At 66.8% G+C, this 26,048-nt stretch carries 30 protein-coding genes and 1 pseudogene; 15 read left to right on the top strand and 16 right to left on the bottom strand.

The annotated features are described in order from the left end of the window. On the bottom strand, positions 1-261 hold a 261-nt coding region (locus M511_RS16920; protein WP_139824620.1), incomplete at its 3' end, for a transposase. 419 nt (positions 262-680) lie between these two features. Here M511_RS16920 and M511_RS16915 point away from each other — a divergent pair. From M511_RS16915 to M511_RS16850, 14 genes and pseudogenes are all read left to right on the top strand, one after another. After that, positions 681-1,568 carry a LysR family transcriptional regulator gene (locus tag M511_RS16915; RefSeq protein WP_085502912.1) on the top strand — a complete coding sequence of 296 codons (888 nt, stop codon included), beginning with the start codon at positions 681-683 and terminating at the stop codon, positions 1,566-1,568. A gap of 235 nt (positions 1,569-1,803) precedes the next feature. Further along, a pseudogene (gene trbB, locus M511_RS16910) lies at positions 1,804-2,760 on the top strand (P-type conjugative transfer ATPase TrbB). Further along, the gene (locus M511_RS16905; RefSeq protein ID WP_085502910.1) at positions 2,757-3,089 is read left to right on the top strand and encodes a TrbC/VirB2 family type IV secretion system protein; all 333 of its coding nucleotides are present in this window, start codon (positions 2,757-2,759) and stop codon (positions 3,087-3,089) included. The pseudogene trbB and the gene M511_RS16905 overlap by 4 nt, the downstream one beginning before the upstream one ends. Continuing rightward, a complete protein-coding gene (locus tag M511_RS16900) occupies positions 3,089-3,370 on the top strand; it encodes a VirB3 family type IV secretion system protein (protein ID WP_085502908.1) in 282 nt (93 codons plus the stop codon). The genes M511_RS16905 and M511_RS16900 overlap by 1 nt, the downstream gene beginning before the upstream one ends. 12 nt (positions 3,371-3,382) lie before the next feature. Beyond that, positions 3,383-6,064 (top strand): conjugal transfer protein TrbE, encoded by a 2,682-nt coding sequence (gene trbE, locus M511_RS16895; RefSeq protein WP_085502906.1) that lies wholly within the window; start codon positions 3,383-3,385, stop codon positions 6,062-6,064. Next, positions 6,061-6,858 (top strand): P-type conjugative transfer protein TrbJ, encoded by a 798-nt coding sequence (trbJ, locus tag M511_RS16890; RefSeq protein ID WP_085502903.1) that lies wholly within the window; start codon positions 6,061-6,063, stop codon positions 6,856-6,858. The genes trbE and trbJ overlap by 4 nt, the downstream gene beginning before the upstream one ends. 20 nt (positions 6,859-6,878) lie before the next feature. Continuing rightward, complete coding sequence (trbK-alt, locus tag M511_RS16885) at positions 6,879-7,130, top strand: putative entry exclusion protein TrbK-alt (protein ID WP_085502900.1); 252 nt, start codon at positions 6,879-6,881, stop codon at positions 7,128-7,130. A 3-nt stretch (positions 7,131-7,133) separates the two neighbouring features. Beyond that, positions 7,134-8,456 carry a P-type conjugative transfer protein TrbL gene (gene trbL, locus M511_RS16880; RefSeq protein WP_085502898.1) on the top strand — a complete coding sequence of 441 codons (1,323 nt, stop codon included), beginning with the start codon at positions 7,134-7,136 and terminating at the stop codon, positions 8,454-8,456. After that, positions 8,453-9,142: a conjugal transfer protein TrbF gene (gene trbF, locus M511_RS16875; RefSeq protein WP_085502896.1), complete on the top strand. Its 690-nt coding sequence runs from the start codon at positions 8,453-8,455 to the stop codon at positions 9,140-9,142. The genes trbL and trbF overlap by 4 nt, the downstream gene beginning before the upstream one ends. Further along, positions 9,139-10,206, top strand: coding sequence for a P-type conjugative transfer protein TrbG (trbG, locus tag M511_RS16870; protein ID WP_085502894.1), 1,068 nt, complete (start codon positions 9,139-9,141; stop codon positions 10,204-10,206). Before trbF ends, trbG begins: the two co-directional genes overlap by 4 nt. Next, complete coding sequence (locus M511_RS16865; protein WP_085502892.1) at positions 10,196-11,359, top strand: TraB/TrbI/VirB10 family type IV secretion system protein; 1,164 nt, start codon at positions 10,196-10,198, stop codon at positions 11,357-11,359. The genes trbG and M511_RS16865 overlap by 11 nt, the downstream gene beginning before the upstream one ends. A gap of 4 nt (positions 11,360-11,363) precedes the next feature. Next, positions 11,364-11,615 carry a DUF2274 domain-containing protein gene (locus M511_RS16860; RefSeq protein ID WP_085502890.1) on the top strand — a complete coding sequence of 84 codons (252 nt, stop codon included), beginning with the start codon at positions 11,364-11,366 and terminating at the stop codon, positions 11,613-11,615. A gap of 193 nt (positions 11,616-11,808) precedes the next feature. Then, complete coding sequence (locus M511_RS16855; RefSeq protein WP_085502888.1) at positions 11,809-12,078, top strand: CopG family ribbon-helix-helix protein; 270 nt, start codon at positions 11,809-11,811, stop codon at positions 12,076-12,078. Further along, entirely contained in the window at positions 12,075-12,383 is a 309-nt protein-coding gene (locus M511_RS16850; protein ID WP_085502886.1) for a type II toxin-antitoxin system RelE/ParE family toxin, read from the top strand. Before M511_RS16855 ends, M511_RS16850 begins: the two co-directional genes overlap by 4 nt. A gap of 41 nt (positions 12,384-12,424) precedes the next feature. On the opposite strand, the gene M511_RS16845 is transcribed toward M511_RS16850, so the two are convergent. The 15 genes from M511_RS16845 to M511_RS16775 all read right to left on the bottom strand — a co-directional run bounded on the left by M511_RS16845 (position 12,425) and on the right by M511_RS16775 (position 25,598). Continuing rightward, entirely contained in the window at positions 12,425-12,844 is a 420-nt protein-coding gene (locus M511_RS16845) for a CopG family transcriptional regulator (RefSeq protein ID WP_085502883.1), read from the bottom strand. A gap of 3 nt (positions 12,845-12,847) precedes the next feature. Then, entirely contained in the window at positions 12,848-14,872 is a 2,025-nt protein-coding gene (locus M511_RS16840; protein ID WP_085502916.1) for a conjugal transfer protein TraG, read from the bottom strand. A gap of 324 nt (positions 14,873-15,196) precedes the next feature. Beyond that, entirely contained in the window at positions 15,197-15,688 is a 492-nt protein-coding gene (locus M511_RS16835) for a helix-turn-helix domain-containing protein (RefSeq protein ID WP_217809620.1), read from the bottom strand. Positions 15,689-15,785: 97 nt separating this feature from the next. Then, positions 15,786-16,643, bottom strand: a complete 858-nt coding sequence (locus M511_RS16830) for an NmrA family NAD(P)-binding protein (protein WP_085502880.1) — start codon at positions 16,641-16,643, stop codon at positions 15,786-15,788. A 57-nt stretch (positions 16,644-16,700) separates the two neighbouring features. Next, positions 16,701-17,291, bottom strand: a complete 591-nt coding sequence (locus M511_RS16825) for a TetR/AcrR family transcriptional regulator (RefSeq protein ID WP_176224575.1) — start codon at positions 17,289-17,291, stop codon at positions 16,701-16,703. 163 nt (positions 17,292-17,454) lie between these two features. Then, entirely contained in the window at positions 17,455-17,892 is a 438-nt protein-coding gene (locus M511_RS16820; protein WP_085502876.1) for a PIN domain-containing protein, read from the bottom strand. Positions 17,893-17,894: 2 nt separating this feature from the next. Next, positions 17,895-18,146 carry a type II toxin-antitoxin system Phd/YefM family antitoxin gene (locus tag M511_RS16815; protein WP_085502875.1) on the bottom strand — a complete coding sequence of 84 codons (252 nt, stop codon included), beginning with the start codon at positions 18,144-18,146 and terminating at the stop codon, positions 17,895-17,897. 68 nt (positions 18,147-18,214) lie between these two features. Further along, positions 18,215-19,951: a relaxase/mobilization nuclease domain-containing protein gene (locus tag M511_RS16810; RefSeq protein ID WP_085502873.1), complete on the bottom strand. Its 1,737-nt coding sequence runs from the start codon at positions 19,949-19,951 to the stop codon at positions 18,215-18,217. A 244-nt stretch (positions 19,952-20,195) separates the two neighbouring features. Then, entirely contained in the window at positions 20,196-20,777 is a 582-nt protein-coding gene (locus M511_RS16805) for a hypothetical protein (RefSeq protein ID WP_028714429.1), read from the bottom strand. 49 nt (positions 20,778-20,826) lie between these two features. Further along, positions 20,827-21,645, bottom strand: coding sequence for a lytic transglycosylase domain-containing protein (locus tag M511_RS16800; protein ID WP_085502871.1), 819 nt, complete (start codon positions 21,643-21,645; stop codon positions 20,827-20,829). 3 nt (positions 21,646-21,648) lie between these two features. Further along, positions 21,649-21,984, bottom strand: coding sequence for a DUF736 domain-containing protein (locus M511_RS16795; RefSeq protein WP_085502868.1), 336 nt, complete (start codon positions 21,982-21,984; stop codon positions 21,649-21,651). A 1-nt stretch (position 21,985) separates the two neighbouring features. After that, positions 21,986-22,582 (bottom strand): S26 family signal peptidase, encoded by a 597-nt coding sequence (locus M511_RS16790; RefSeq protein ID WP_036714521.1) that lies wholly within the window; start codon positions 22,580-22,582, stop codon positions 21,986-21,988. Then, the gene (locus M511_RS16785; RefSeq protein WP_084196767.1) at positions 22,579-23,976 is read right to left on the bottom strand and encodes a DNA cytosine methyltransferase; all 1,398 of its coding nucleotides are present in this window, start codon (positions 23,974-23,976) and stop codon (positions 22,579-22,581) included. The genes M511_RS16790 and M511_RS16785 overlap by 4 nt, the downstream gene beginning before the upstream one ends. Further along, the gene (locus tag M511_RS16780; RefSeq protein WP_085502866.1) at positions 23,973-24,473 is read right to left on the bottom strand and encodes a DUF2840 domain-containing protein; all 501 of its coding nucleotides are present in this window, start codon (positions 24,471-24,473) and stop codon (positions 23,973-23,975) included. Before M511_RS16780 ends, M511_RS16785 begins: the two co-directional genes overlap by 4 nt. 255 nt (positions 24,474-24,728) lie before the next feature. Further along, on the bottom strand, positions 24,729-25,598 hold the full coding sequence (locus M511_RS16775) for a replication initiator protein A (protein WP_303393901.1): 870 nt from the start codon (positions 25,596-25,598) through the stop codon (positions 24,729-24,731). Positions 25,599-25,781: 183 nt separating this feature from the next. Here M511_RS16775 and M511_RS16770 point away from each other — a divergent pair. Beyond that, on the top strand, positions 25,782-26,048 hold a 267-nt coding region (locus M511_RS16770), incomplete at its 3' end, for a transposase (protein ID WP_139824619.1).

Here is a 26,048-nt window from a genome sequence, read left to right as displayed (position 1 = left end):
CTTCTCACCGTGCTTGGCGGCCAGCCCCGCCATCATCTTCGCGAAGATGCCTTTGTCGCTCCAACGCTTCCAGCGGTTGTAGAGCGTCTTATGTGGGCCGTACGCACTTGGTGCGTCGCGCCACCTTAAACCATTGCGATTGACGAAGATAATGCCACTCAGCACGCGTCGATCGTCAACGCGAGGTTTGCCATGGGACTTCGGGAAGAAGGGCTCCAGGCGCGCCATCTGCGCATCCGTCAGCCAGAAAAGATCAGACATGTTCACCGCTCGATTTTCGAACCGTGAATCACGCCGACAAGCGTAAATCAATGGGTCCTGACCCTAGTTCGGCCAAGGCATACGGCCCATCCCGAGCAAAACACAAAGACCGTGTATGGTTCGAATCTTCCTGCGACACCGATTGCACCAGCACAGCCACACCGTCATGTCTCTTCTGGAAGCCCACTGGCTTGATCGCCACCAAGACCTCCACACGCCGCGACGGCACAAGCACGATACCCGTACAAGTGCGTCAGAAATCTGGCCCAGCCAACCTGCAGAGATCATGTCAGTCAGTTCGAGCCTGGCCGTCCCAACTACGATCCTGATATTGGCTTCGGTAGACTCCCCGTCAGGTGCGGGCACAAAGTTCCTAAACTCTCACCTTAGGCGATCCTTCGAGAAAGGACCGACACATTATGGACCTTCGCCATCTTCGATATGTCGTCGCGACAGCGCGTAATGGCAGTTTCAGCGCCGCGGCGCTGGAACTGAAAGTCCAGCAACCGATCGTGAGCCGCCGTATCCGCGAACTCGAGGAGGAGCTCGGCGTCGCGCTGTTCGACCGATCCACAGCGGGTGCGAAGCTGACGCCGGTGGGCGAGGATTTCGCGGATATGGCCGGGCGTATTCTGGACGATCTCCAGCGGTTGACCGACCGCATACGGGCGGCGGTGGAGGGCAGACGGGGCAGCGTATCTCTGGGGTTCTACCGCTCGCTATCCTCGGGAAGTTTCCGCGCCGCCCTGCGCCGGTTCCGAGAGAACCACCCCGATATCGGCCTCGACCTGCTGGAGGCGCCCTTCGTCGAACTGATGGCCGATCTCCATTCCGGCAAGCTCGACGTCGCGGTCATCCTCGGAGATCCGGACCGTTGCCCGGTGCTGCACACCATGGCGATCGGCACCGAGCAGCTGGTGGTTGCCCTGCCGGAGGACCATCCGCTGGCCGAAAATCCCGTCGTCTACTGGTCCGACCTAAAGGGAGAGCGGTTCCTGATCTCGCATCAGGATCCCGGTCCCGACATCCGCAACATCCTGATCGCGAAGCTGGCCGCACCATCGGACGGACCCGAGATCGCCAACCTGCATCTGAGCCGCGAGAGCATCCTCAGCCTGGTCGGCGCGGGCGAGGGCATCAGCCTGCAATGCGAATGCGCAAGCGGTTTGACGAGTCTCGGGGCGGTGTTCCGGCCCGTACATGACGGCAACGGCGCAACCCGGATCGGCTATATCGCCTGCTGGCATCCCGAGAACGGCAATCCCGCCTTGCAGACCTTTCTGAAAGCCCTGCGGCCGGACATGTGAGTCGCTCTGCAATGGGTTTTGGCTCCACATGACCGGAACAGGGCCGCAGGTTTCCTGTATTTTTTCGCCCGGCTACGACCGCTTTCGATTTTTCGAAGTCAGCTGTTGCGCCTCCCCGTTTTGAGGCTCTTTTAGTCGACCCCATCCGGGGCCTTCCTCTCGCCGCCCCGGGGAAACGGGGGACGGAATGGCAGGTTCGGACCACATCGAGGCAAGGGTGGAGCGCGGCGCCCGCATGCTCCGCACCGCGCTCGGACCTGCCATCTCCGCCCTGCTGCGGGATCCCGACATCGTCGAGGTGATGCTGAACCCGGACGGCCGGATCTGGATCGATCGGTTGCGCGATGGGCTCGCGCAGACCGGGCAGGTCCTGTCCGCATCCGATGGCGAACGGATCGTCCGCCTGGTCGCCCATCATGTCGGCGCCGAGGTCCATACGCGCAGCCCGCGCGTCTCGGCGGAACTGCCGGAGACCGGCGAGCGCTTCGAGGGGCTGCTGCCGCCGGTGGTCGCGGCCCCGGCCTTCGCGATCCGCAAGCCTGCCGTCGCAGTCTTCAGCCTCGACGACTATGTTGCCGCCGGGATCATGAGCCGGATGCAGGCCGAGGCGCTGCGGCTGGCGGTCGCGACCCGCGCCAACATTCTCGTCGCCGGCGGCACCTCGACCGGCAAGACCACGCTGACCAATGCGCTGCTGGCCGAGGTGGCGAAGACCTCCGACCGCGTCGTCATCATCTAGGACACGCGCGAGTTGCAATGCGCGGCGCCCAATCTGGTGGCGATGCGCACCAAACACGGCGTCGCCAGCCTGTCCGATCTGGTCCGGTCGTCCCTGCGCCTGCGCCCCGACCGCATCCCGATCGGCGAGGTGCGCGGCGCCGAGGCGCTGGACCTGCTCAAGGCCTGGGGCACCGGCCATCCCGGCGGCATCGGCACCATCCATGCCGGATCGGGGATCGGCGCCCTGCGCCGCCTCGAACAACTGATTCAGGAAGCCGTCGTCACCGTGCCGCGCGCCCTGATCGCCGAGACCGTCGACCTTGTCGCCGTGCTTGCCGGTCGCGGGTCCGCGCGTCGGCTGGCCGAACTGGTCCGGGTCGATGGCCTCGGTCCGGACGGCGACTACCGCATCGCTCCCATGATTCCCGACACCGAGACCGACCTCCATCACAACATCGGAGATTCTCCATGATCCGACCTGCATTGAAGATCCCCCGCCGTATCGCGGCAGCCGCCAGCTTCGCCTATGTCAGCTTGGTGTTGGCACCCGCCGCCCATGCCGCCGGTTCCTCGATGCCCTGGGAAGCACCGCTGCAATCCATCCTCGATTCCGTCGAGGGGCCGGTGGCCAAGATCGTCGCGGTGATCATCATCATCGTCACCGGTCTGACGCTGGCCTTCGGCGATACCGGCGGCGGTTTTCGGCGGCTGATCCAGATCGTCTTCGGCATCTCCATCGCCTTCGCCGCCAGTTCCTTCTTCCTGAGCTTCTTCAGTTTCGGCGGCGGAGCCGTGGTCTGATGTCCGCGGGTTTCGAGCAGCTTTCCGAGGTTCCGGGCTTCTCGGTGCCGGTGCATCGCGCCCTGACCGAGCCGATCCTGCTCGGCGGCGCGCCGAGGAGTATCGCCATCCTGAACGGCACGCTGGCCGGGGCAGTCGGGCTCGGGCTGCAGCTCTGGCTGGCCGGCCTGCTGATCTGGGCGGTCGGGCATATCGCCGCCGTCTGGGCAGCAAAACGCGATCCGCTCTTCGTCGAGGTCGGCCGCCGCCATCTGCGTATCCCCGGCCATCTTGCCGTCTGACGGAGCCTCGCCATGATGAACCTCGCCGAGTACCGTCGCACCGCTTCCCGGCTGGCCGATTATCTGCCCTGGGCGGCGCTGGTCGCACCGGGCGTGGTGCTGAACAAGGACGGCAGCTTCCAGCGCACCGCCCGCTTTCGCGGCCCGGATCTGGATTCCGCCGTCGCCGCCGAACTGGTCGCGGTGGCCGGGCGGCTGAACAACGCTTTCCGCCGCCTCGGCTCGGGCTGGGCGATCTTCGTCGAGGCGCAGCGGTCCGAGGCCGCGACCTATCCCGACAGCACCTTTCCCGATCCGGCCTCGGCGTTGCTCGATGCCGAGCGCAAGGCCGATTTCGAGCAGGAAGGCCGCCATTTCGTCTCCGGCTATTTCCTGACCCTGCTCTGGCTGCCGCCGGCCGAGGAGGCGGCACGGGCGGAAAGCTGGCTCTACGAGGGCCGCGAGACATCCGGGGTGAATCCCTGGGAGCTGCTGCGCGGCTTCATCGACCGCAGCGACCGGGTGCTGGCGCTGCTCGACGGGTTCATGCCGGAATGCGTCTGGCTCGACGATGGCGAGACCCTGACCTATCTGCATTCGACGATCTCGACCAACCGCCAGCGCGTGCGGGTGCCGGAAATACCGATGCATCTCGATGCGCTGCTCGCCGACCAGCCGCTGACCGGCGGGCTGGAGCCGCACCTCGGGGAGCGGCATCTTCGGGTGCTGACCATCACCGGCTTTCCGGGCGCGACCACGCCCGGCATTCTCGACGATCTGAACCGCATCGCCTTCCCCTATCGCTGGTCGACCCGCGCCATCCTTATCGACAAGGTGGATGCCACCCGCCTGCTGACGAAGATCCGGCGGCAATGGTTCGCCAAGCGCAAGTCCATCGCCGCGATCCTGAAGGAGGTGATGACCAGCGAGCCCTCGGCGCTGGTCGATACCGATGCCGCCAACAAGGCAACTGACGCCGACATGGCCCTGCAGGAACTCGGCGCCGATGTCGCCGGCATGGGTTATGTCACCGCGACGGTCACCGTCTGGGACGCGGACCCGCGCCTAGCCGACGAGAAGCTGCGGCTGGTGGAGAAGATCGTGCAGGGCCGCGACTTCACCGCGATGATCGAGACGGTGAATGCCGTCGACGCCTGGCTCGGCAGCTTGCCCGGCCACGCCTATGCCAATGTCCGGCAGCCGCCGGTCTCGACGCTGAATCTCGCCCATATGATCCCGCTCTCGGCTGTCTGGGCCGGCGACGAGCGGGACGCGCATTTAGATGCGCCGCCCCTGCTTTATGGGCGTACTGAAGGATCGACGCCGTTCCGCTTCTCGCTGCATGTCGGCGATGTCGGCCATACCCTCGTCGTCGGGCCGACCGGCGCCGGCAAGTCGGTGCTGCTGGCGCTCATGGCGCTGCAGTTCCGCCGCTATCCTCACTCGCAGGTGTTCGCCTTCGACTTCGGCGGTTCGATCCGCGCCGCCGCGCTCGCGATGGGCGGCGACTGGCACGATCTCGGCGGCGGGCTGAGCGAGAGCGATGAGGCATCGGTCGCCCTGCAGCCGCTGGCCCGCATTCACGAGACGGCCGAGCGCGCCTGGGCGGCAGACTGGATCTCCGCCATTCTTTCGCGCGAGGGCATCGCCATCACGCCGGAGGTGAAGGAACATCTCTGGACGGCACTGACCTCGCTGGCCTCGGCGCCGGTCGGCGAACGCACCATCACCGGCCTCGCGGTGCTGCTGCAATCCAATGAGCTGAAGCAGGCGCTGCGCCCCTATTGCATCGGCGGCGCTTATGGCCGGTTGCTCGATGCCGAGAGCGAGCATCTGGGCTCGGCCTCCGTGCAGGCCTTCGAGATCGAGGGCCTGGTCGGCACCGGCGCGGCGCCGGCGGTGCTGTCCTATCTGTTTCACCGCATCGGCGACCGGCTGGACGGCCGCCCGACGCTGCTGATCATCGACGAGGGCTGGCTGGCGCTCGACGACGAGGGGTTTTCCGGCCAGCTGCGCGAATGGCTGAAGACCCTCAGGAAGAAGAACGCCAGCGTCGTCTTCGCCACCCAGTCGCTGTCGGACATCGACACTTCCGCCATCGCGCCGGCGATCATCGAAAGCTGCCCCACCTGGCTGCTCTTGCCGAACGAGCGCGCCATCGAGCCGCAGATCACCGCCATCTACCGCCGCTTCGGCCTCAACGACCGCCAGATCGAGATTCTTGCCCGCGCCACACCGAAGCGGGATTATTACTGCCAGTCGCGGCGCGGCAATCGCCTCTTCGAACTGGGCCTCAGCGAGATCGGCCTCGCCCTCTGTGCCGCTTCCTCCAAATCCGATCAGGCGCGCATCGCCGCGATCTACGCGGAGCACGGCCGCAAGGGTTTCCTGGCCGGCTGGCTGCGCGACCGCGGTGTGGACTGGGCGGCCGAGTTGATCCCGGATCTCGGCAATCTGACGCCGGAGGAAGCCGGCATGCCTGCATCCGAGCAATCCAGCTCAGAAACGGCACTCGCTGATCGCCGGGTGGAACCGGCCGATACCGGGTTCACCGACGCGAAGACTGGGTTTCCCGATCCCGATCCCGCGGCAGAGGCAGAGGCAGAGGCAGAGGCAGAGGCAGAGGCAGAGGACGGATCTGCCGACACCGGAGCCGCATCCACCCCCACAGAAGCAGGACCAGAAACAAGCGCAGAAAAGGAGACCGCGCCATGACGCGCAACATCATCGCTATCCCACCCCCCATTCGCCGCATCGTCAGCACCACCGCACTGACCCTTGCACTGGCCGCACCGCTGGCACTGGCCCCGGTGCTCACCGTACCGGCCCATGCCTTCTTCAGCGGCTTCGGGCGCATCGTCTACGACCCGACCAACCATGCCGAGAACCTGCTCACCGCCGCCCGGACGCTGGAGCAGATCAACAACCAGATCGCCTCGCTGCAGAACGAGGCGCAGATGCTGATCAACCAGGCCCGCGATCTCGCCAGCCTGCCGCACAGCTCGCTGCAGCAATTGCAGCAGAACGTCACCCGCACCCAGCAACTGCTCGACGAGGCCCGGAACATCGCCTTCGAAGTCCAGCAAGTCGACCAAGCGTTCGAGCGGGAATACGGTACGCCCGAACTGTCGACGTCGGAGCAGCAACTGCTGGACGATGCCCGAACGCGCTGGAGCAACACCATGGGCGGGTTGCAGGACGCCATGCGCGTCCAGGCCGGCGTCACCAATAACATCGAGGCGCAGCGGGCCGAGATGGCGACGCTGGTCGAGCAGAGCCAGAATGCTGTCGGCGCGCTTCAGGCCAGCCAGGCCGGCAACCAGCTGCTGGCCCTGCAATCGCAGCAGCTTTCGGACCTGACCGCGCTCCTCGCCGCCACCGGCCGCGCCGAGGCGCTGAGCGAGGCCGAACGCGCGGCCGCCGCCGAGCAGGGCCGCATCCAGCGCGAACGGTTTCTGGCACCCGGCACCGGCTACCAGCCCGGCAATGCCCGGATGTTCAACAACTGAAGGCCCAAGGAGGCGCAACCATGGAGGTCAAGGCGATGGCCCGGCTCGTTGCCATCCTGTTCCTGGCGATCGTCATGACCGTGACGCTGATCCGCATGGAGCGGAGCGGCGACCTGCCGCCGCTGCCCGGCCGACAGGTACAGCCACAGCCGGAAGATCCGCTACGCGAGGGTCAGCGCCGCTGCCTGCGCATCTGGGCCGAGACCCGTGACCGTTTTCTCGGAAGGGATCTTGCACCAGCGGCGCCTGCCATGACCGAAGAAGGAGAATGAACTGTGGGCGGATCCGGGGTCATCGACAATTTCCTGGCGGTCTTCACCAGCTATATCGACAGCGGCTTCGGCCTGCTCGGCGGCGAGGTCGCCTTCATCGCCACCACGCTGATCGTCATCGACGTGACCCTGGCCGCGCTGTTCTGGGCCTGGGGCGCCGAGGACGACATCATTGCCCGGCTGGTAAAGAAAACCATCTTCGTCGGCGTCTTCGCCTGGCTGATCACCAACTGGAACAGCCTCGCCCGCATCGTCTTCGACAGCTTCGCCGGTCTCGGGCTGATGGCCTCCGGCACCGGCTTCTCTGCCGCCGATCTCATGCGCCCCGGCCGCGTCGCCCAGACCGGGCTCGATGCTGGCCGTCCACTGCTGGAGTCGATCTCCGACCTGATGGGCTGGGTGGCGGTGTTCGAGAACCTGATCCAGATCCTCTGCCTGTTCTTCGCTTGGGCTCTGGTGATCCTGGCCTTCTTCATCCTTGCCGTGCAGCTCTTCGTCACCCTGATCGAGTTCAAGCTGACCACGCTCGCCGGCTTCGTGCTGATCCCCTTCGGCCTCTTCGGCAAGACCGCCTTCATGGCCGAGCGTGTGCTGGGCAATGTCGTCTCCTCGGGGATCAAGGTGCTGGTCCTGGCGGTGATCATCGGCATCGGCTCGACGCTCTTCTCGCAGTTCACCATGGGCTTCGGGGGTATCGCACCAACAGTCGACGATGCCATGGCCATCGTGCTGGCGGCGCTGTCCCTCTTGGGCCTCGGCATCTTCGGCCCCGGCATCGCGACCGGCCTGGTCTCCGGAGGCCCGCAGCTGGGCGCGGGGGCCGTCGCCGGCACCGGGCTGGCCGTGGGCGGCGCCGCGCTCGCTGCCGGTGGGGCGACCGTGCTGGGCGCCAAGGGCGGCGTGATGGCCGTGCGCGGCGGGGCCGCCACGGCGGGCGCCGCCTCCGCCGCCTATACCCTGAACTCGGCCGGACAATCCGGGATCGGTGGCGCGCTCTCCGGGGCCGCCGGTGTCGGCAAGGGCGCGGTCATCGCCGCGCTGTCGCCGCTGCGCCGGGCGGCGGCCAGTCTCAAGGCCAGCCGCGAAGCCGGCGTGAAGGCCGGTTTCACCAGCACCGGCGGGTCCACCACGCAAGGCACGCTCGGTGGCACGGCTGTTGATGCGGGTGGTGGGACAGCGGCTGGCGGCAACCCACCCGCCTGGGCGCAGCGCCTGCGCGGGCAGGCCCTTGGCCAGGGCGCGACCGTCGCCGCCCATGCCGTGCGCTCGGGCGATAGCCACGGCCCCGGCGCCTCCGTCTCCCTTTCCGAAAGCGACAAGCCATGAACCTGTTCAGACGCCCGACCACCCATTACGGCAGAACGCCGGAACCGGTCACGCCCTATCAGAAGGCCGCGCAGGTCTGGGACGAGCGCATCGGCTCCGCCCGCGTGCAGGCCCGCAACTGGCGGCTGATGGCCTTCGCCTGCCTGATCCTCGCCGCCGGTTTCGCCGCGGCGCTGGTCTGGCAGTCGGCGCGCGGCACTGTCGTGCCGTGGGTGGTGCAGGTCGACGATCTCGGCCAGGCCCAGGCCGTCGCACCGGCGAGCGCCGACTACCGGCCCAGCGATCCGCAGATCGCCTGGCATCTCGGCCGCTTCGTCGAGCAGGTCCGCTCGATCCCTGCCGATCCGGTGATCCTGCGGCAGAACTGGCTCAGGGCCTATGACTGGACCACCGATCGCGGTGCGGCGGCGCTGAACGATCATGCCCGCGGCGCCGACCCCTTCGCGCGGGTCGGCGAGCAGCAGGTCTCGGTCGAGGTTTCTTCCGTCATCCGCGCCTCGCCGGACAGTTTTCGGGTCGCATGGACCGAGAAACGCTACGAGAACGGCCAGCTTTCGGCGACCGAACGCTGGACCGCGATCCTGACCGTGGTGATCCAGACGCCCCGTACCGCCGAAACCCTGCGCGCCAATCCGCTCGGCATCTACGTCAATGCGATCTCGTGGTCGCGGGAGATGAGCCAATGACCGCAATGCGCTTTGAACCATCGGTCCACGACAGGACGGGGTCTGGCGGTAAACCGGCGATCGCACCCGTCCTGATGTTGACCATCATTATATTGGCCGGCTGCGCCACGAACAAAACGCCGCAGTTCAGTTATGACGATCATGTGCCACCGCTGCCATCGCCGCCCGCCGCTGTTGCCGATCCGGTTCCGGAACCACTGCATGTGCCGCCGGACTGGACCGCGGCGAAGGGCGGCAATGCGGCGGAGAACCCAGCCCAACGGGTTGCGAACGCCAATCTCGCCGCCCGGGTCGAGCCGCGCCGGGAAGGCTATTACAATGCCATCCAGGTCTATCCGTGGAGCGAAGGCGCGCTCTATCAGGTCTATGCCATGCCGGGGCAGATCACCGATATCGCGCTGGAGCCGGGCGAGCGTCTCACCGGCACCGGCCCCATCGCCGCCGGCGACACCGCCCGCTGGATTATTGGCGATACCGAAAGTGGCTCGGGGAATGCCCGCCGCGTGCATGTGCTGGTCAAGCCGACCCGGCCCGACATCGGCACCAATCTGGTCATCGCCACCGACCGGCGCCGCTACCTGCTGGAACTGCGCGCCGACGAAGAAACCTGGATGCCGGCGGTGTCCTGGCACTATCCGGAATCGTCGGCAACTGGGGCGCAGCGTCGGGCGGTTCCGGCGGTACCGACGATACCGGCCCAAGGAGCCCGGAACCATCGCTACGGGCTGCAGGTCCAGGGTACGAGCCCGCCCTGGCGGCCGGTCTCGGTCTTCGACGACGGCCGCCGGGTCCATGTCGTCTTTCCGCCCGGCATTGCCCAGGGCGAGATGCCGCCGCTCTTCGTCATCGGCCCGGACGGCGCGCCCGAGATCGTCAACAGCCGCGTCCACGGCAACGTCATGATCGTGGACCGGCTCTTCGGCGTGGCCGAGTTGCGGCTTGGGTCCGGCAAGCGCCAGCAGGTGGTGCGGATCCATCGCCTGCAGCCAGCGCAGCACGCCGTTGCCCCGGCTGCTGCACACGGCAATGCGGGGTCCGGCAAGGATCGTGCTCATGACCGATAAGGAAAGCACTGCCGCGCCGATGCGCCTGCGGGCCGAGCCGCCCCGCGTCACCCGGCTGTCGCGCAAGGTGCTGGCGGGCCTCGGTGGGATCGCGGCACTCGGCATCGGCGCGGCGCTGATCTACGCCTTGCAGGGCAAGGACGTGGAACGAACCGGCCAAGAACTGTTTTCCACCGAAAGCCGCGCCACCGCCGACGGGCTGGCGGAACTGCCGCGAGACTATACCGGCCCCGCCCTCGGCCCGCCACTGCCCGGCGATCTCGGCCGGCCGATCCTCAATGCGCGCAACCGTGGCGAGCCGGTGCCGGCGCCCGCCACGCCCACCGTCGTCGCGCCCGCCATGGACGCGGCGGAGCAGCAACGGCTGGCCGAGGAGGAGGCCGCGCGGCTCAGCGGCGTGTTCTTTCAGGGCGGGCCACGGCCTGCGGGCGGCTCGGACATGGGCGCAGGGCCTGCCGGTCAGACCCCAGGCGCGTTTGGCACCATGGGACAGCCCGACGCCGCAGCCACGCAGGACCGGCATGCCGCCTTCCTCGGCGCCGCTGCCGACCGGGTGACGGTGGCTCCGGATCGTGTCGAAGCACCGGCTTCGCCCTATGTCCTGCAGGCCGGCTCGGTGATCCCGGCGGCGCTGGTCACCGGCATCCGCTCCGATCTGCCCGGGCAGATCATCGCCCAGGTCACGCAGCCCGTCTATGACAGCCCCTCGGGACGCTATCTGTTGATCCCGCAGGGCACGCGGGTCATCGGCGAATACAGCGACGCGGTCAGTTTCGGCCAGCGCCGCGTTCTCCTCGTCTGGAACCGGCTGATCTTCCCCGACGGTCACTCGCTGGTGCTGGAGCGCCTGCCGGGCGCCGACGCGTCCGGCTATGCCGGGCTCGAGGACGGCGTCGATTACCATTGGGCAGAGCTGATGAAGGCCGCCGGGCTGTCGACGCTGCTGGCGGTCGGCACCGAGCTCGCCACCGGCGACGAGGAGGACCGGCTCGTCCGCGCCATCCGCGACGGCGCGCAGGACACCGTCGACCAGGCCGGCCAGCAGATCGTCCAGCGCCAGCTGCAGGTCGCGCCAATGCTGACCATCCGGCCCGGGTTCCCGGTTCGGATTCTGGTGGGCCGAGATTTGGTCTTCGGGAACGGAGGAGTATGACACCATGACGAAGCTGAAGCTGGGGCCGCTCGCGGACGATACGCCGGTGAAGCTGGCTGTCGAATTGCCGGCGAGCTTGCACAGGGATCTGGTGCTTTATGGCGAGTTGCTGGGCCGCAGCAGTACGGGCGGACAAGAAGTTGCGGTCCCGCCGCAGAAGCTCGTGGTGCCGATGCTGGAACGGTTCCTGGCCTCGGATCGCGGGTTTGCAAAAGCACGGCGGAGTGTCGGTGTTCGGGGACAGTCAGACGGCTGACATCTGCCCTTCCTTGCCCATTGCAGCCCAGTTTTTCGCAGGCTCACGCGCGAGGACTTTCGGGAAAAGGCCTGGCAGCAACGACAGGGAAAGCGCATCCCGACATATGACGTCTTCACGTTTTGCTTCCGAACTGTGGCGCCGACAGCTCTTCCGCGCTATGTTGTACACAGTGCAACACAGGGCTTTCACCATGACGGCAAGCACCACCATGACGATCCGGGTTTCCCCCGAGACCAGGCAGAAGCTGGAGCGGATCGCGGGCGAGACCCGGCGCAGCAAGTCGTTCCTCGCGGCCGAGGCCGTTACCGCCTATGTCGAGCGTGAGTTGGAAATCATCGACGGCATCCGGCGCGGCATGGCCGATGCGGCGGCGGGGCGCGTGGTGTCCCATGAGGATGCCATGGCCGAACTCCATGCCGTGATCGAAGCGGCCGAAGCGAAGCGCGCAGGAAAAGCGTGAAGCGGCCGGTTGCCTGGGCCCGCGCGGCCCTGGACGACATCAAGGAGCAGATCGCTTTCATCGCCCAGGACAACCCAGCCGCCGCGCGGCGGGTTGCGGATCGTATCCGGGATGTCGGCACGGCCCTCGGAGACATGGCAACCGGGCGACCCGGCCGGGTCACGGGCAGCTACGAGAAATCCGTCAGCCGCCTGCCCTATATCATCGCTTACGAGTTGCGGCCCATTGCCGGGCGGGAAAGCGTCGTCATCCTGCGCGTCATCCATACCTCGCGGGATTGGCCCGATGAGGACTGGCCGCATTGACTAGGAACACAGGGGAGGTGGGTGCGCCGACGTGCCTTTGCCTACCCACTCTCCTCCGGCACCTCCTGGCGCAGCTTCGGCCCGCTGGCGAGACGCCGGCCGAGAGCCTCGAGGAAGCGATCGTAGCGTTGCCCGGCCTGCGCCTGCGCAGCGGCCTGCGCCGCCTCGGGCAGCGCCGGGGTCGCGGTCAGCCAGGAGCGCATGAAGATCGCGAAGGCCTCGTTGGCGATGCCGATATCGCGTTCCAGCCGCTGGATGCTGCGGTCGAGCCGGTCGAGCCGCCGGGTCGTTGCCGCCTCCTGCCGTTCGTCGGCATCGGGGGTGAGGAAGGAGGCGATGGCCGCCTCGGCGACGAGCGAGCGGGACTTCCCGCGCCGGTCGGCATAATCGGCCAGCAGCAGCATCAGCTCGGGGTCGAGATAGACCGAGAGGCGCTTCTTCTTGTCGGCATGTTCCGGCATGGCTCAAAGTTCCAACCCGTCGTCCTGGTTCATCGAGATCTGGCGCGCAACCCGGCGCATGTCGCGCGCCAGACCCCGGTTGCGGACCGCCTGCTGCTCCGAGGCATCGAAGTCGGGATCGAATTCGTTTTCCGGAACCATCATCGGTTCCGCGGCAATGTCCTGATACGGCTCCAGCCCCGGCTCGCGGCGCAACCCGGCATTGTCCGAATCCCCGGACGGTTTCGCTGCGGTTTGTCTTCGGCCCGCACGCGGCATGGGGCCGGTATCAGCCCCCTGCCCCGAGCCATCTGGCTCTGGCAGGTTTAGCCCTGTCCAGTCGTCCACCCGCTCCGACGGCACGATCTCGCGCGGATCGGGCGGTGACAGCACCCTCTCCCTGAACCTCGGATCGACATAGTAGCGCGCCTTCCGGGCCCGGATCGGCGGCGTGCCCGCCACCATGACGATCTCGTCCTCGGGCGGCAGCTGCATCACCTCGCCGGGCGTGAGCAGCGGGCGGGCGGTCTCGGAGCGCGAGACCATGATATGCCCGAGCCAGGGTGCGAGGCGGTGCCCGGCATAGTTCTTCATCGCCTTCATCTCGGTGGCGGTGCCGAGCGCGTCGGAGACCCGCTTCGCAGTCCTCTCGTCGTTGGTCGCGAAGCTGACCCGGACATGGCAATTGTCGAGGATCGAATTGTTCGGCCCATAGGCCTTCTCGATCTGGTTCAGCGACTGCGCGATCAGGAAGGACTTGATGCCGTAGCCGGCCATGAAGGCCAGGGCGCTCTCAAAGAAATCCAGCCGCCCCAGCGCCGGGAACTCGTCGAGCAGCATCAGCACCCGGTGCCCGCGGTCCTTGGCATGCAGGTCCTCGGTCAGCCTGCGGCCGATCTGGTTCAGCACCAGCCGGATCAGCGGCTTGGTGCGCGAGATGTCCGAAGGCGGCACAACCAGATAAAGCGTCGAGGGTTTTCCGGCCGCGATCAGATCGGCGATGCGCCAGTCGCAGCGGCTGGTCACCTGCGCGACGACCGGATCGCGATAGAGGCCGAGGAAGGACATCGCCGTGCTCAGCACCCCGGAGCGTTCATTCTCGGATTTGTTCAGCAGTTCGCGCGCCGCGCTGGCGATGACCGGATGCGGCCCAGCATCGCCCAGATGCGGGGTCTTCATCATCGCCGCCAGGGTGGCCTCGATCGAGCGGCGCGGATCGGAGAGGAAAGCGGCGACGCGGGCCAGGGTCTTGTCCTCCTCGGCATAGAGCACATGCAGGATGACGCCGACCAAGAGGGCGTGGCTGGTCTTTTCCCAGTGGTTGCGCTTTTCCAGCGAGCCTTCGGGATCGACGAGGATATCGGCGATGTTCTGGACGTCGCGCACCTCCCATTCGCCCCGCCGGACCTCCAGCAGCGGGTTGTAGGCCGAGGAAGCCGCATTGGTCGGATCGAACAGGAGGACGCGGCCATGTTTCGCGCGGAACCCGGCGGTGATTTGCCAGTTCTCGCCCTTGATGTCATGGACGATGGCCGAGCCCGGCCAGGTCAGCAGGGTCGGCACCACCAGCCCGACGCCCTTGCCGGAGCGGGTCGGCGCGAAGCAGAGCACATGCTCCGGCCCGTCGTGGCGCAGATACTCCTGCTCGTAGCGGCCCAGCACGACCCCATCAGGGCCGAGCAGCGCGGCCCGCTCGATCTCGGCCCGCCCCGCCCAGCGCGCCGAGCCGTAGGTCTCGACGTCCTCGGCCTCGCGGGCGCGCCAGACCGACATCAGGATGGCAATGCCGATGGCGAGGAACCCGCCCGAGGCGGCGATGATGCCGCCCTCGACAAAGATGCGCGGGGCATAGGCGTCGTAGAAATACCACCACCAGAACAGCGCCGGCGGGTAATAGACCGGGACGCCCCAGAGATCAAACCAGGGCGGACCGAGTTGGGGCTGGAAGCCAAGCCGCCAGGCCGCCCATTGCGTCCCGAACCAGACCGAGATCAACACGATCAGGAAGACGACGAGGATCTGGCCCCAGAGGATCTTCGTGCCGGACAAGACGGTTTCGACCTCCCTGCTGATATCCGATAAATCGAGGAAAACCCTCACGCCGCTGGTTTCAACCACAATCCTTGGGCTGATCGCAGGACGGCGTAAAAATACTTGAGGAATGCGGCGTGCTGACCGCCAGCATGCCAACGATGCAGAAGCCGTCTATCGGCCCTGCTGTCGAAGGATCCGTCTGTGACAATGCGATCACCGGACAATTATCGCATCAGCCTTAGCGATAGGCCGGTTTCGCCGTGGGTCTCTGTCCGCTCTCGAACTGGCCAACGGGGGGGACACCTCCCTGCGCATTCCCCGGGGAATGTGCCACAGGTTTTAGGATTTCTGTGGCAGTGCCTTGCAAATCACTCGCCCGCGATCGGAAAGACGATAGCCGCTCGGCAAGCTTTCCGTCAGGCCAAGCTCCTTGAGCTGCCGGATTTTCCTCTTCACGCTCGGCTTTTCGATCCCGAGGTGTTCGGCAATCTCACCGGCGGTCCTGCCGTCACGCTCGCCGATCAGGCGGAGGGCTTCGGCGGTCCAAGGCCCAGTCCGACTGTTCTTGTCCAGCGCGGCAAGTTGATCGCGCAGCGCGGAGACGGCTTCGGCATCAAGCCGGTCGTTCCGGCGCAGGGCCTCGCGCGGATCCGGCCCCGCCAGATGGAAGCTGATCCGATACAACGTGCCGCCGCGCCCTGCCCCGATATCGGCAAGCAGGGCCTCGCGGCTGTCGAAGCCCGCGCGCCAAGCATCCTCGCCCGAAATTTCGCCCAATTCGATCACCTCGACACCCTCGATGGCAAGGACGCCGACGCGCGTCCGCAGCATGCCTCCAGCACGCACCGTCGGCCTGGTCCAGCACCGGAAGGCCTGCGTTATCCTGCCCGCCCTGATCCCGTCGAGAACCCACCCTCTGAACAGCATGTTACCGCCACGCACCGGCGTGATCGGCCGCGAATGTCTCGAACGACGACGCCGGCCGGCCGGTGATATCCTGAACCGCCGATGTGACGCGGGACGCAGCTCCAGTGCGGTAGTAGCGGCAAAGCTCTACGATATCCTCGGCATAGGCGGCCGCGAAGCCTGCGGCAATCATTTCCGAACGGCATTCCTCATCCGTGATGTTCACATATCTGACGGGCTCGCCCCGGGGCGTGACCAGCAAGGCGGCAGCCTGATCATATGTCAGCCCCTCCGGCCCCGACAGGTCATAAGCTCGGCCGCGCCAGGCCGCGTCCGCCAGAACACAAGCGGCAGCCGCGGCAATGTTCCGTGCGTCGATGAAGCTGACAATGGCATCGTCGCAGGGCAATCGAACCGTTCCGGTATGGGCGATCATGTCACGATAATACGTATGGAAATTCTGCATGAAGCAGTTCGGCCGCAGGAAGGTGCAGGCGATCCCCGCTTCCTCGATCGCCCGCTCTACAGGCCGGTGAATCCGCGCGATGGAGAAGGCCTCGGATTCGGCGCCCCATGTCGAAAGCTTCGCGATGTGGCCCACGCCCGCTTCGATGGCGGCATCAACAACCCGCAGCTCGGCTTCCGTCTGGCCCGGCATATCCCCGACCAGCAAAAAGAGCTGGTCCATCCCTTCCATGGCCGCCGTCAGCCCTTCACCCGTCCCCGCATCGATCCTGACCGCTTCCGCGCCCGGAATTTCGACGGGTCGGCTCCTGTATCCGGCACGCACCGGCAGCCCCGCACCTGCAAGGGCTTCCGCGACAGGGCGGCCGATCAATCCACTCGCCCCCGTCACAAGGGTTCTGCGCTTTCCGGACATGGCGCATCCTCACATACTAACGGTATGTTTAGAGAAGACATACTTTTGATATGCGAGTCAATCGCCCGCGAGGCCGTCCAACAGACGCATGATGACGGTTTCGCCCTGCGCCATCCGTTCCTCGGGCTCGTCATGCGAGGCCCATTCCACCGTCTGGTAGATCGCTCCGGCGATAACGCGCGTCGTCGCCTCCCGATCCAGCGCGGCGATCCCCCCCGAGGCCTGCGCCGCGCCGATGAAATCGCGCATCACGGCAAGCATGTGCTGTTCGTCGATTTCCGCGCATTCGGCCCATGTCAGCACCGCACCCGCATCGCAGCAAACGATGCGCATCACATCCGGCTTGCGCAGTTCGTGCAGGAAGGCCTGGCAGACGGCCTTGAGACCCCGAAACGGGTCGGGGGCCGCATCGCCCGCCGCCCGGGCGCTGGCCGCCACCTGCGTCTGCACGGTCACGAGCACGGCGCGAAACAGATCCTTCTTGTCCCGGAAATGATGGTAGAGCGCGCCCTTGGTGAGCTGAACGCCCTTCAGCACATCATCAAGGCTCACATCGCCGTAACCGCGAGCGGCGAACAACCCTTGGGCCACTTGCACCAGTCGTTGACGTGTTTCTGCCGCTCGAGCGGCTCTGGAAGGTTCTCGCATACCTACCGTATGCATGACTGCTGGATCGCAGGGAAGTGCGGATGTGCGACAACGTCGTGTGCCGTTTGGGATAGAGTCCCATGCTGCGGTTGAATTTTCGCTTAGCCAATGCTGAGGCCGATCGACCCGCGTAAGATGCTCGCCCGTGTCCACCCTCATTCGCCTAAGGCTTGGGCAATTCCTTCAGCGGATTGGCATAGGGCACGCCGAGCGGGGCGAAATGCCGCTCGTTGGCGGTCAGCACCATCAGGCCATGCGCGGCAGCCGTCGCCGCGATGGCGATGTCCTCGAAGCCCGGATCATGGGCGCGCGCCCGGTCGAGGATCGCGCCGGCCTGACGGGCTTCGTCGATGCCGAAGGGCAGGATCCGGCTGGCATAGAAATGCTCGACGGCCGCGAGCCAGCGGCGTAGCGCCGGGGCCTTGGCGCTGGCGCCGATCCTGACCGCGCGGGCGATGCCGGCCTCGATCTCGGCGATGGTGATGGCTGAGAGATAAAGCCGGTCGCTATGGGCACGCATCCAGGCGGCGAGAGCCTCGGCATCGGCGTCTCGCCTCGTCGGCGCAGAGGCCGAGAGGATATTGGTGTCGAGCAGGTACAAGGTCAGAGGCCCGTGTCCCGCAGCGCCCGCGCCGGCTTGCGGGCGCGTTCGGGAATGTCGCCGGACTCCCCGGGGAAGGCGAGCAGCAGATCGGCGAAATCCGGCACCCTGGAGATACGCTGCCATTCCTCGAAGGACAGCAGCACCGCCTCCCTGCGGCCGTGCCGGGTGATGACCGTGGGTTCCCCGGCCACGGCCTGATCGACCACGGCGGAAAGCGTCGCCTTCGCATCCCTGAGCTGGAGTTCCTTCATGGCCGATCCTCACAATGACTATCTGTAGTCATATGGGATGGTCCCGCTGATCGTCAAGGCGATTGGCTCTACAACCCCAGCCCGCGCCTGCGACCGAAGGACCAGTCCACGCCGCCATCGCTGCGGGCGACACCAGCGACATGCTGGCCGAGATGCCGTTCCAGTGAGGGCGTCCAAGGCACCAGCTTGAAACCCAGCCCGTCGTCGATCATGGCGAAGCGGCCCGAGGCGAGGGCGAAGCGCCGGCGATAGGTGCCGGCGACAGTGTCGCCACCGGTCGCGCGGTCGTAGGACATGCCAGTCTCGGCGGCGATCTTTTCGGCCAGATCACCGACCTCGCGGTCGCGCAGCCGGTCGAGCAACCGGCGCGCGAAGACCACGCGGCTGCCCTGCCGCTCGGCAAGCCCCTCCTCGACCAGATGCTCCGCCCGCCGCATCATCGCCTGACGCACCTCGATGCCGAAGCCTGCCTCCGACAGCGCCACGGGGTCGCGGGCCACCGCCTGGCGGTCGAGCCAGGTCGCGCCGCTTGCCGTCACTTGGGCGCGGATATCCAGATCGGATCGGACGGCCAGCGCGACCCGGCGTATGCCCTTTGCATCCTCGTAGGACCGCAACTCGACAATGGAGCCGGGCGCGCTGTCGCCAGCGGCGTCGAAATGCGGCAGCCGGATGTGATGGGTGCGGCCGTCCACCCCGTCGATCACCGCATAGGCGCTGCCCTTCAGCTCGTCGTCATGGCCGCGCTCGACCAGCCGGCCGAGGATCGGGCCATCGGCCTCGCCGGCGAAGACATAGTCGGCAACCCCGCGATCGATCCCCTGCCCCGACAGCGCCCGGTGGATGCGCCTGATGATGTCGCCGCGCTCGCCGAGATCGCGCAGCACCGTCTCGGCCTCGGGCCTGATCGTCCATTGCGCCTGCCCGACCCGATCGGCCAGGCCGAGGCGTTCCAGATGCCGCAGCCGCCCGACCTTCTGCGGCAGGTAGTCGTCGCGGGGACCGTCGATGCCCGGCGCCATGTCGATGACGCCGGACTTGCCGGCATCCCGGAGAAGCTGGCGGTCGAGCGCGGTCCAGCGTTCCGCCTCGACCTGCCGGATCAGGCCGCGGCGGATCTCGTGGTCATGGCGCGGCCCCAGTTCCCGGGTGATCAGATCCTGCGCCCGGTCGCGCAGCCCTTCCCTGATATAGTCGCGCGAGATGACCAGGTCCTTGCCGTCGTCGGCCCGCCCCCGCAGGATGACATGGACATGGGGATTGTCGGTGTTCCAGTGATCGACGGCGATCCAGTCAAGCTCCGTGCCGAGATCCTTTTCCGCCTGCGCCATGAGGTCCCGGGTGAACCGCTTCAGGTCCGCCATCTCGGCGGCATCCTCGGGCGAGACGATGAAGCGGAAATGATGCCGGTCGTCCTCGCTGCGCTCGGCAAACTCCTTGATGTCCGCATCGTCGGTGTCCGGGCCGAACATCTGGGCCTTTTCCCCGCCCCGCGTAACACCGTCGCGGCCGAGATAGCCCAGATGACGCGGCAGAGCGGCGGCCTGCGCGGTTCTGCGGACCACCCGGACCTTGACGGTGCAGAGCCGCGTGCGGCGGGTGATCAGCCTGTTGGCGCGAACGGCCGCTGTTCGGCCCCGGCCGAAGCGCGAGGCACCCGGCGACACGATCCTGCCGCTGCGCGAAACGCGCCCGCCCGCCTTCTGGGCGGCGGCGAGCGCCTGGGCCACGAAAGGCCGGGCCCGCTGGCTGCGGCTGGAGCGGATCTTCCCCGGACGGATACGGAAATCGTCCTCGTCGCTCATGGGCCGATCTCCTGCGAGGTGCGGGATTCAAGGAGCAAGCTGAAAAATTCGGATGGGCGCGAGGTGCGGATCGGCGCTGCGATGTGCGCAAACCCCTCGAAACCCCGGCAAACACCCCCGACCGCCCGGCCCGCACATCGCGGGCTTTTATCTTGCATGTTTTTCAAGGGCGGCGTGGCCCCAAGGGCCGCGCCGCCCGTTCCTGCGCTGGGATACGCCGCAGTGCGATTTCCGCAATTGGGACTCATGAGGCCCCTCCCGGACGGGAGCGCCCCCGGCGGGCACTGTCCGGCTGAAGAAAATCCGGTAGCGGATCCTCCGGCAGGGTGAACTTCCGCTGCCATGAGTGCCATGCCGCGGTGACGGCGCCGGTGCCGGGAAACAGGTCGTCGAGCGTGTCCTCGGGCCGCGCGGCGACCATCTCGAAGCACCAGTGACAGACGGCTTCCGGCTTGGCGCCGGTCAACCCGCGACGCAGGGTGATGCTCTCCTGGATCCAGTCGCGCAGCACCAGCCGCTTGCTGACCACGGGTTTGCGGGCGGCTTTGACGATCACCGGCTCCCAGGCCCAGGCGACCGGGACATTGCGCTTGAAGGCGGCGAATCCCTTCACCCAGGCCATCCAGCGGGCGCCGGTCGGCTCGACCAGCGGCGCGAGAACGGCGATGGAACGCGGTGTCGCGGCGGCATGCAGGATCCAGCCGTCATAGTCCCGTTCGAGCCGTGCGATCAGCGCCGCATGATCGACTTCGCCGGCGTAATCCGGTTGGTCGCGGTAAAGATGCGCGCAGCCGATATAGGGCGGGTCCGCATAGGCGATCTTCATGAGTTGTGCCCTCCCGCAAGATAGGCAGAGAGGCGTCGGGAATGATTTTTCATTGTGCTGCTTCCGCGTCGGATCGGCGCATGAACAGGCTATCGGATTGCGGCGCGCGGGCGTCTGAAGCGGTGTCGGACCGTTCGGCAGGCGGTTCCGGATCGGCAGCCAATGCGCCATCGTACTGCGGTTGTTCTGCAGCGGACCGGCGCACGAACAGACCGCCGGGCTGGGGTCGTTCCGCATCCGGGCCGTCGATCATGCTGCCGGCGAAGAGCGGGGCCTCGCGCCAGTCGGTTGGCGGCGCGGCGGCGAAACCGGTGCCGGGCAGCGGCTCGCCGCCGAGCAGCGGCGCCAGCGCGGCGACATAGGCGCGGGTCTCGGCCGGCAGGGTCCGGCCTGAGACCAGGTATTCGTCGTAGCGTCCCGGCCCGGCATTGTAGGCCGCCAGCATGCCGGCGACATTGCCGTAGCGGTCGTGCATCTCGCGCAGATAGGCGGCGCCGGCAAAAATGTTGTCGCGCGGCTCGAACGGATCGTTGCCGAGACCATGTTTGGCGCGTAGCGCCGCCCATGTCTCCGGCATGATCTGCATCAGCCCGATGGCACCTTTCGGCGAGACGGCCTGCGGATTGCCGCGGCTTTCGACATGCCGCACGGCGCGGATCCAGTGCGCCGGAATGCCGAAGCGCAGCGAGGCTTCCACGACGTGGGACGCGAAGGGATCGTGGGTCTGTTGCGCGAGCGGCTGCACGGTCTGCGCCAGCGGGCCGGCAACTGGAGCGGCGGCAAAGACCAGGCCGGAAAGAAGAAGGACGGCGATGCCGCGGGCGGTGCAAGCCCGCCCGTCGGTAAATGGATGGCAGAAAACCGGCATGGCTCAGTCCCGCTCGTCACGCTTTCTGGGGCGCGACCAGTGCAGGCCCCAGGTCCGGCCCTGCTCGTCGGACTGGAACAGCCGGGCGCGGATCGGCTGCACAAGCGCGGGATCGTCGATTGCGACCGAGATGTAGGTTCCGGCCTTCTCGCCGCTATGGGTCCAGCCGGCGCCGATCTCCGGGCCGTCCTCGCCGTCGAGATGGATCCGGTAATCCGGGGCGTTCTCGACATCGGCATTGTGCGTCGGCACGAAGACCAGTGCGAGGTCGAGCGTGACGGTGCGGATGCGGCCTTCGTAGCCGGCTTGCGTGCGGGTGAATTCACCGATCTGTGGCATGTTATCTCTCCGTGGCTTGGTGGTGAATGGTGGGATCAGGGGCCGTTTCCGCCCCAGTTGCGGGCCGGCGGAAGCGGCCGTCGCCCGCCGCATCGGTCCAGAGCGGGACAATGCGGGCGGTGATGCTGGTGACCGGGAGCGGGCTGAAATAGCGGCCGTCGAGACTGTCCTCGGCCTCCCGGTTCATGAGAAAGACCTCGCCCCCGGCAAGCAGCCGGCAGCCCTGCCAGACCGGCAGCGACCGGCCGAGGAGGTCGCGATCGCGTGCTTGGCCGAGGACCTGGCCGTCGACGGTGATCGTCGTGCCGATGCGGCAGACCCGTGTGCCGGAAAGCGCGGCGACGCGCTTCAGCAGCGGCACGCCGGAGGCGATATAGCCGCGGGCGGTGATGAACTGCGCCAGCGGTTCGGGCGGCGTAACCGCGACCAGATCGCCGAGGGCGAGGCTGGTCGGGGGCTCAAGACGATAGAGCCCGATGGGGATGCTGGCGGACGCGTTCCAGATCAATCGGGGCGGGATCTCGGTGACGGAGATGCCGATGACCAGCACGGCGAGGCCGGTTGCGGCGAGATAGGTTGCGCGGGTTTTGCGGATCATGACGCGCCTTCGCAATCCGCAGGATCGTCGGTGGGTGCGTCGTCGGCGGCAGCACCGTCCGCCTGATCGGCAGCATACCTGCCGGCAGCATCATCACCTGCCCTCGGGCCTGCGGACACATCATCGCCGGCACTCGCATCTCCCGCCGATGCGCCGCCGAGGACCGCGTTCAGCGCGATCTCGCTGCACAGGATGGCGCGGCCGATGGCCTCGGGGGTCTGCGGCACCACCGCGTCGCCGAAGGCCTCGACGATCAGGCTGGCCGCAGATGTCCCTTTGCGACCGCCGAGCGCAAGGCGCGTGCGAGCCAGCCAGGCGGAAATCCCATCATCCACCCATAGGTGATGGGCAATGCGGCCGTTCCAGTCAGGCCATGGCTCCTGAGCATCGCCGCCAAAGCTCGCGCCCCGGCCCATTTGTCCGGTGCCTGGTCCGTCATCGCGCCGTCCATCACCGCGTCCATGGTCGGCGATTTGCGGCGGTCGTAGGCCGGGCTCCAATGGTCCATGCGGCTGTCGCGCTTCGTCGGCGTCGGCAGGGTTTCCTGTGCTTTCGGATTGCTCGCGGTCACACCCGCATGGCGGCTGGCGTGGCCCTGAAGCTGGTTGAGAAGATCGCCCCGGCCGCCGCGATCCGCATCGGTCTTCCGCGGCGTGGCGAGGATCATCCGCAGCGGCCAGGTCGATCCCGCACCGCCACCCGCGCCGTCCTTCATCCCATCCGAGGCCATCGGCGTCGGCAAGGGGCGATTGCGGAACAGGTCGGAGAGATCCGAGTCTTTCATCGCCCGGCGCGCCCCCGATCCGCCCTCCATCCGCATCCCGCCCTGCCGGGATTGCGACACGGGCGTGGGCAAGCTGTTCGGGGTCGCAGCCGATGAGCCAGGACCGCTTGCGGACATGGTTGGCGCCGATATCCGCAGCACCCACCACGCATGGCCAGCAGGCGTAGCCGAGCGCTTCCAACTCGTCGAGCAGCCGGTCGGCGCCGCGAGTTCGGAGCACAGGGCTGTTCTCAAAAGCGAACCAGCGAGGCCGGCATTCTCCGACCAGGCGGACGGCCTCGAGGTAGAGACCGGACCGTTCGCCCTCGATGCCCTTGCCCTTCGTGTTGGCGCTGGAGATATCCTGGCAGGGCGGCGATCCGACGACGATCTCGGGCAGGCATCCGAGGTCGGAAACAAGTCGAGCTGCCGTGAGGTCGCGGACATCGGCGTAGAGTCTGACATGCGGAAAATTCTCCGAATAGAGGATGCGGCGCCATTCCACGATCTCACAGGCGGCGAGGGTGACGAAGCCCGCCCGATGCAGGCCGAGCGACCAGCCGCCCGCGGCGCCGCTGAAGAGATCGAGCGCACGCAGCGGCAGGGGAAGGGACGCCCGCGGCATGGTCATGCCCCGACCCTCCGGCGCTTCAGCCAGGCGGCGTGCTGGGCCCTGGTGTAGGTTCGGAACGGCTCGCCCGCCGTGAGGCGGTTGTGGACATGGCGCCAATGCTCCGGCGAGACCGCGTGAGCGTCGATGTCCAGCGCCTCGACGGCATCCACCGCCTGCAGCACCCGCTCGACCTTCGGCCAGCCGCTGACGCGCAGCAGGATCTCCGCCCCCGGCTTGACGAAGGGCAGCGTCTGGAACGGCTCGCCAGCCCCGACGGCGCGCAGGATGTCGAGACGGGAGACCACGGTGCCGTAATCGTTGCCCGCCCAGCGCACGACGGCAAAAACGCTGCCCAGTGCGAAGCCGAGGGTCCGGCGCTCACGGTCGAGCCGGTGTTCGTGGCAGAAGCGTCCGAAGCGCAGCCAGTGCTCGACCCGCTTCTTCTGCCAGATCAGGTCGACAAAGGTGGTCGAGCCAGGATCTGGCCTCGGCTTCTCAGGGTGACGAACACTCATTCGTCACCCCCATTCATGGCACTGCCAGTCCACGAATTAAGGGACAAATCGGTGTTTTCCACCGCCTGCCGCGCGCCTACAAGGTTAGGATTCCTTAAGTTAGGTAAGTTAGGAGGGGCTGAATTCCTGTTCGGATTCAGTGCGGTTACATCACGCCACGGTTCCCGATAGCACGGGTGTCGAGTTCCGGATAGCACGGGTCGGATGGTTCCTGATAGCACGGCTCTGTCCACAGCTTGTTCACAGGTTGACCGTTCACCGACGCGCAGCGCGAGGCGCGGCGGCGAAGGGATTGGCGGGGACGGGTTGGAAACACAGCCGCGGCAGCCCGTCGGAACCGATACCGAGAGACAGGCGATAACCGGGCAGCGGCTGTCTTTGGACGATGGCCCGGATCTCGAAGGCGAAGCGCTTGAAAGGCGAGAGGCTGCCGGATTTCAGGTGCAGATGCCGAAGGTCGAAACTCCAGCCTCCGGGCTGCCGGCCGCCGTGGCGGCGCACCAGCCGGTAGAGCCAGCGCTCCAGCCCGCCCTTCAGGTCGAAATAGGCCCGGTCGATGGTCAGGACCAGCGCATCGTCCATCACCCCGGCATAGAACCAGTCGGGCAGGATCAGTTCGATCCCGAGCGGCCGGCGCCGCTCGTCGAGCAGTTCCTTCCATTCGTTGATCCAGGAAAAGCGGTGCCGCCGCCGCTCCGCCGGCTGGCGGATCGAGGTGGCAACCGTCGTCGACTGCAGCCGGTCGAGTGCTGCCTTCAGCCGAAGATAGCTGCGGGCGGAATCGTCGCGCCGGATGAAGGTGAGGATCTCGTAGGGCGTCGCCGCCATCAGACGCGAGGTCCGCAAACCGTGACTGTGGGCCTCGACGATCTGGCTGGCGGCCCAGATCAGGACGTCGGCATCCCAGATCGTCGCCATGCCGTGTTCCGGCGTGGCCTCCACCCGGATCGAGACCGCGCCCATGTGGAAATCGATCGGCACCACCCGGCGCGACTTGGCCAGCGAGAAGAAAGGCCAGGACATCAGGTCACGGGAATCGCGCGCGGCGATATCGCGCGCGACCGGTCGGAACAAGTCCATCTGCCTGCCGTCGCAGATGCGGCGCGCGGAGATGGGAGAACTCACCGCCCCACCCTCCTCGCCTCGGTCAGCGTCCGGTCGGGCTTGCGGGCGATCTTCGCCATTTCCGAGGTGGACTGGCGCGCCGAGCCCTCGATCCAGGCACGCAGATCGGCAATCGTCTAGGGTCAGGACCCATTGATTTACGCTTGTCGGCGTGATTCACGGTTCGAAAATCGAGCGGTGAACATGTCTGATCTTTTCTGGCTGACGGATGCGCAGATGGCGCGCCTGGAGCCCTTCTTCCCGAAGTCCCATGGCAAACCTCGCGTTGACGATCGACGCGTGCTGAGTGGCATTATCTTCGTCAATCGCAATGGTTTAAGGTGGCGCGACGCACCAAGTGCGTACGGCCCACATAAGACGCTCTACAACCGCTGGAAGCGTTGGAGCGACAAAGGCATCTTCGCGAAGATGATGGCGGGGCTGGCCGCCAAGCACGGTGAGAAGAAGACT

This window comes from Paracoccus sp. J56 (assembly GCF_019633685.1).
GTDB lineage: Bacteria > Pseudomonadota > Alphaproteobacteria > Rhodobacterales > Rhodobacteraceae > Paracoccus > Paracoccus kondratievae.
This window is presented reverse-complemented; position numbering and strand designations above follow the sequence as displayed.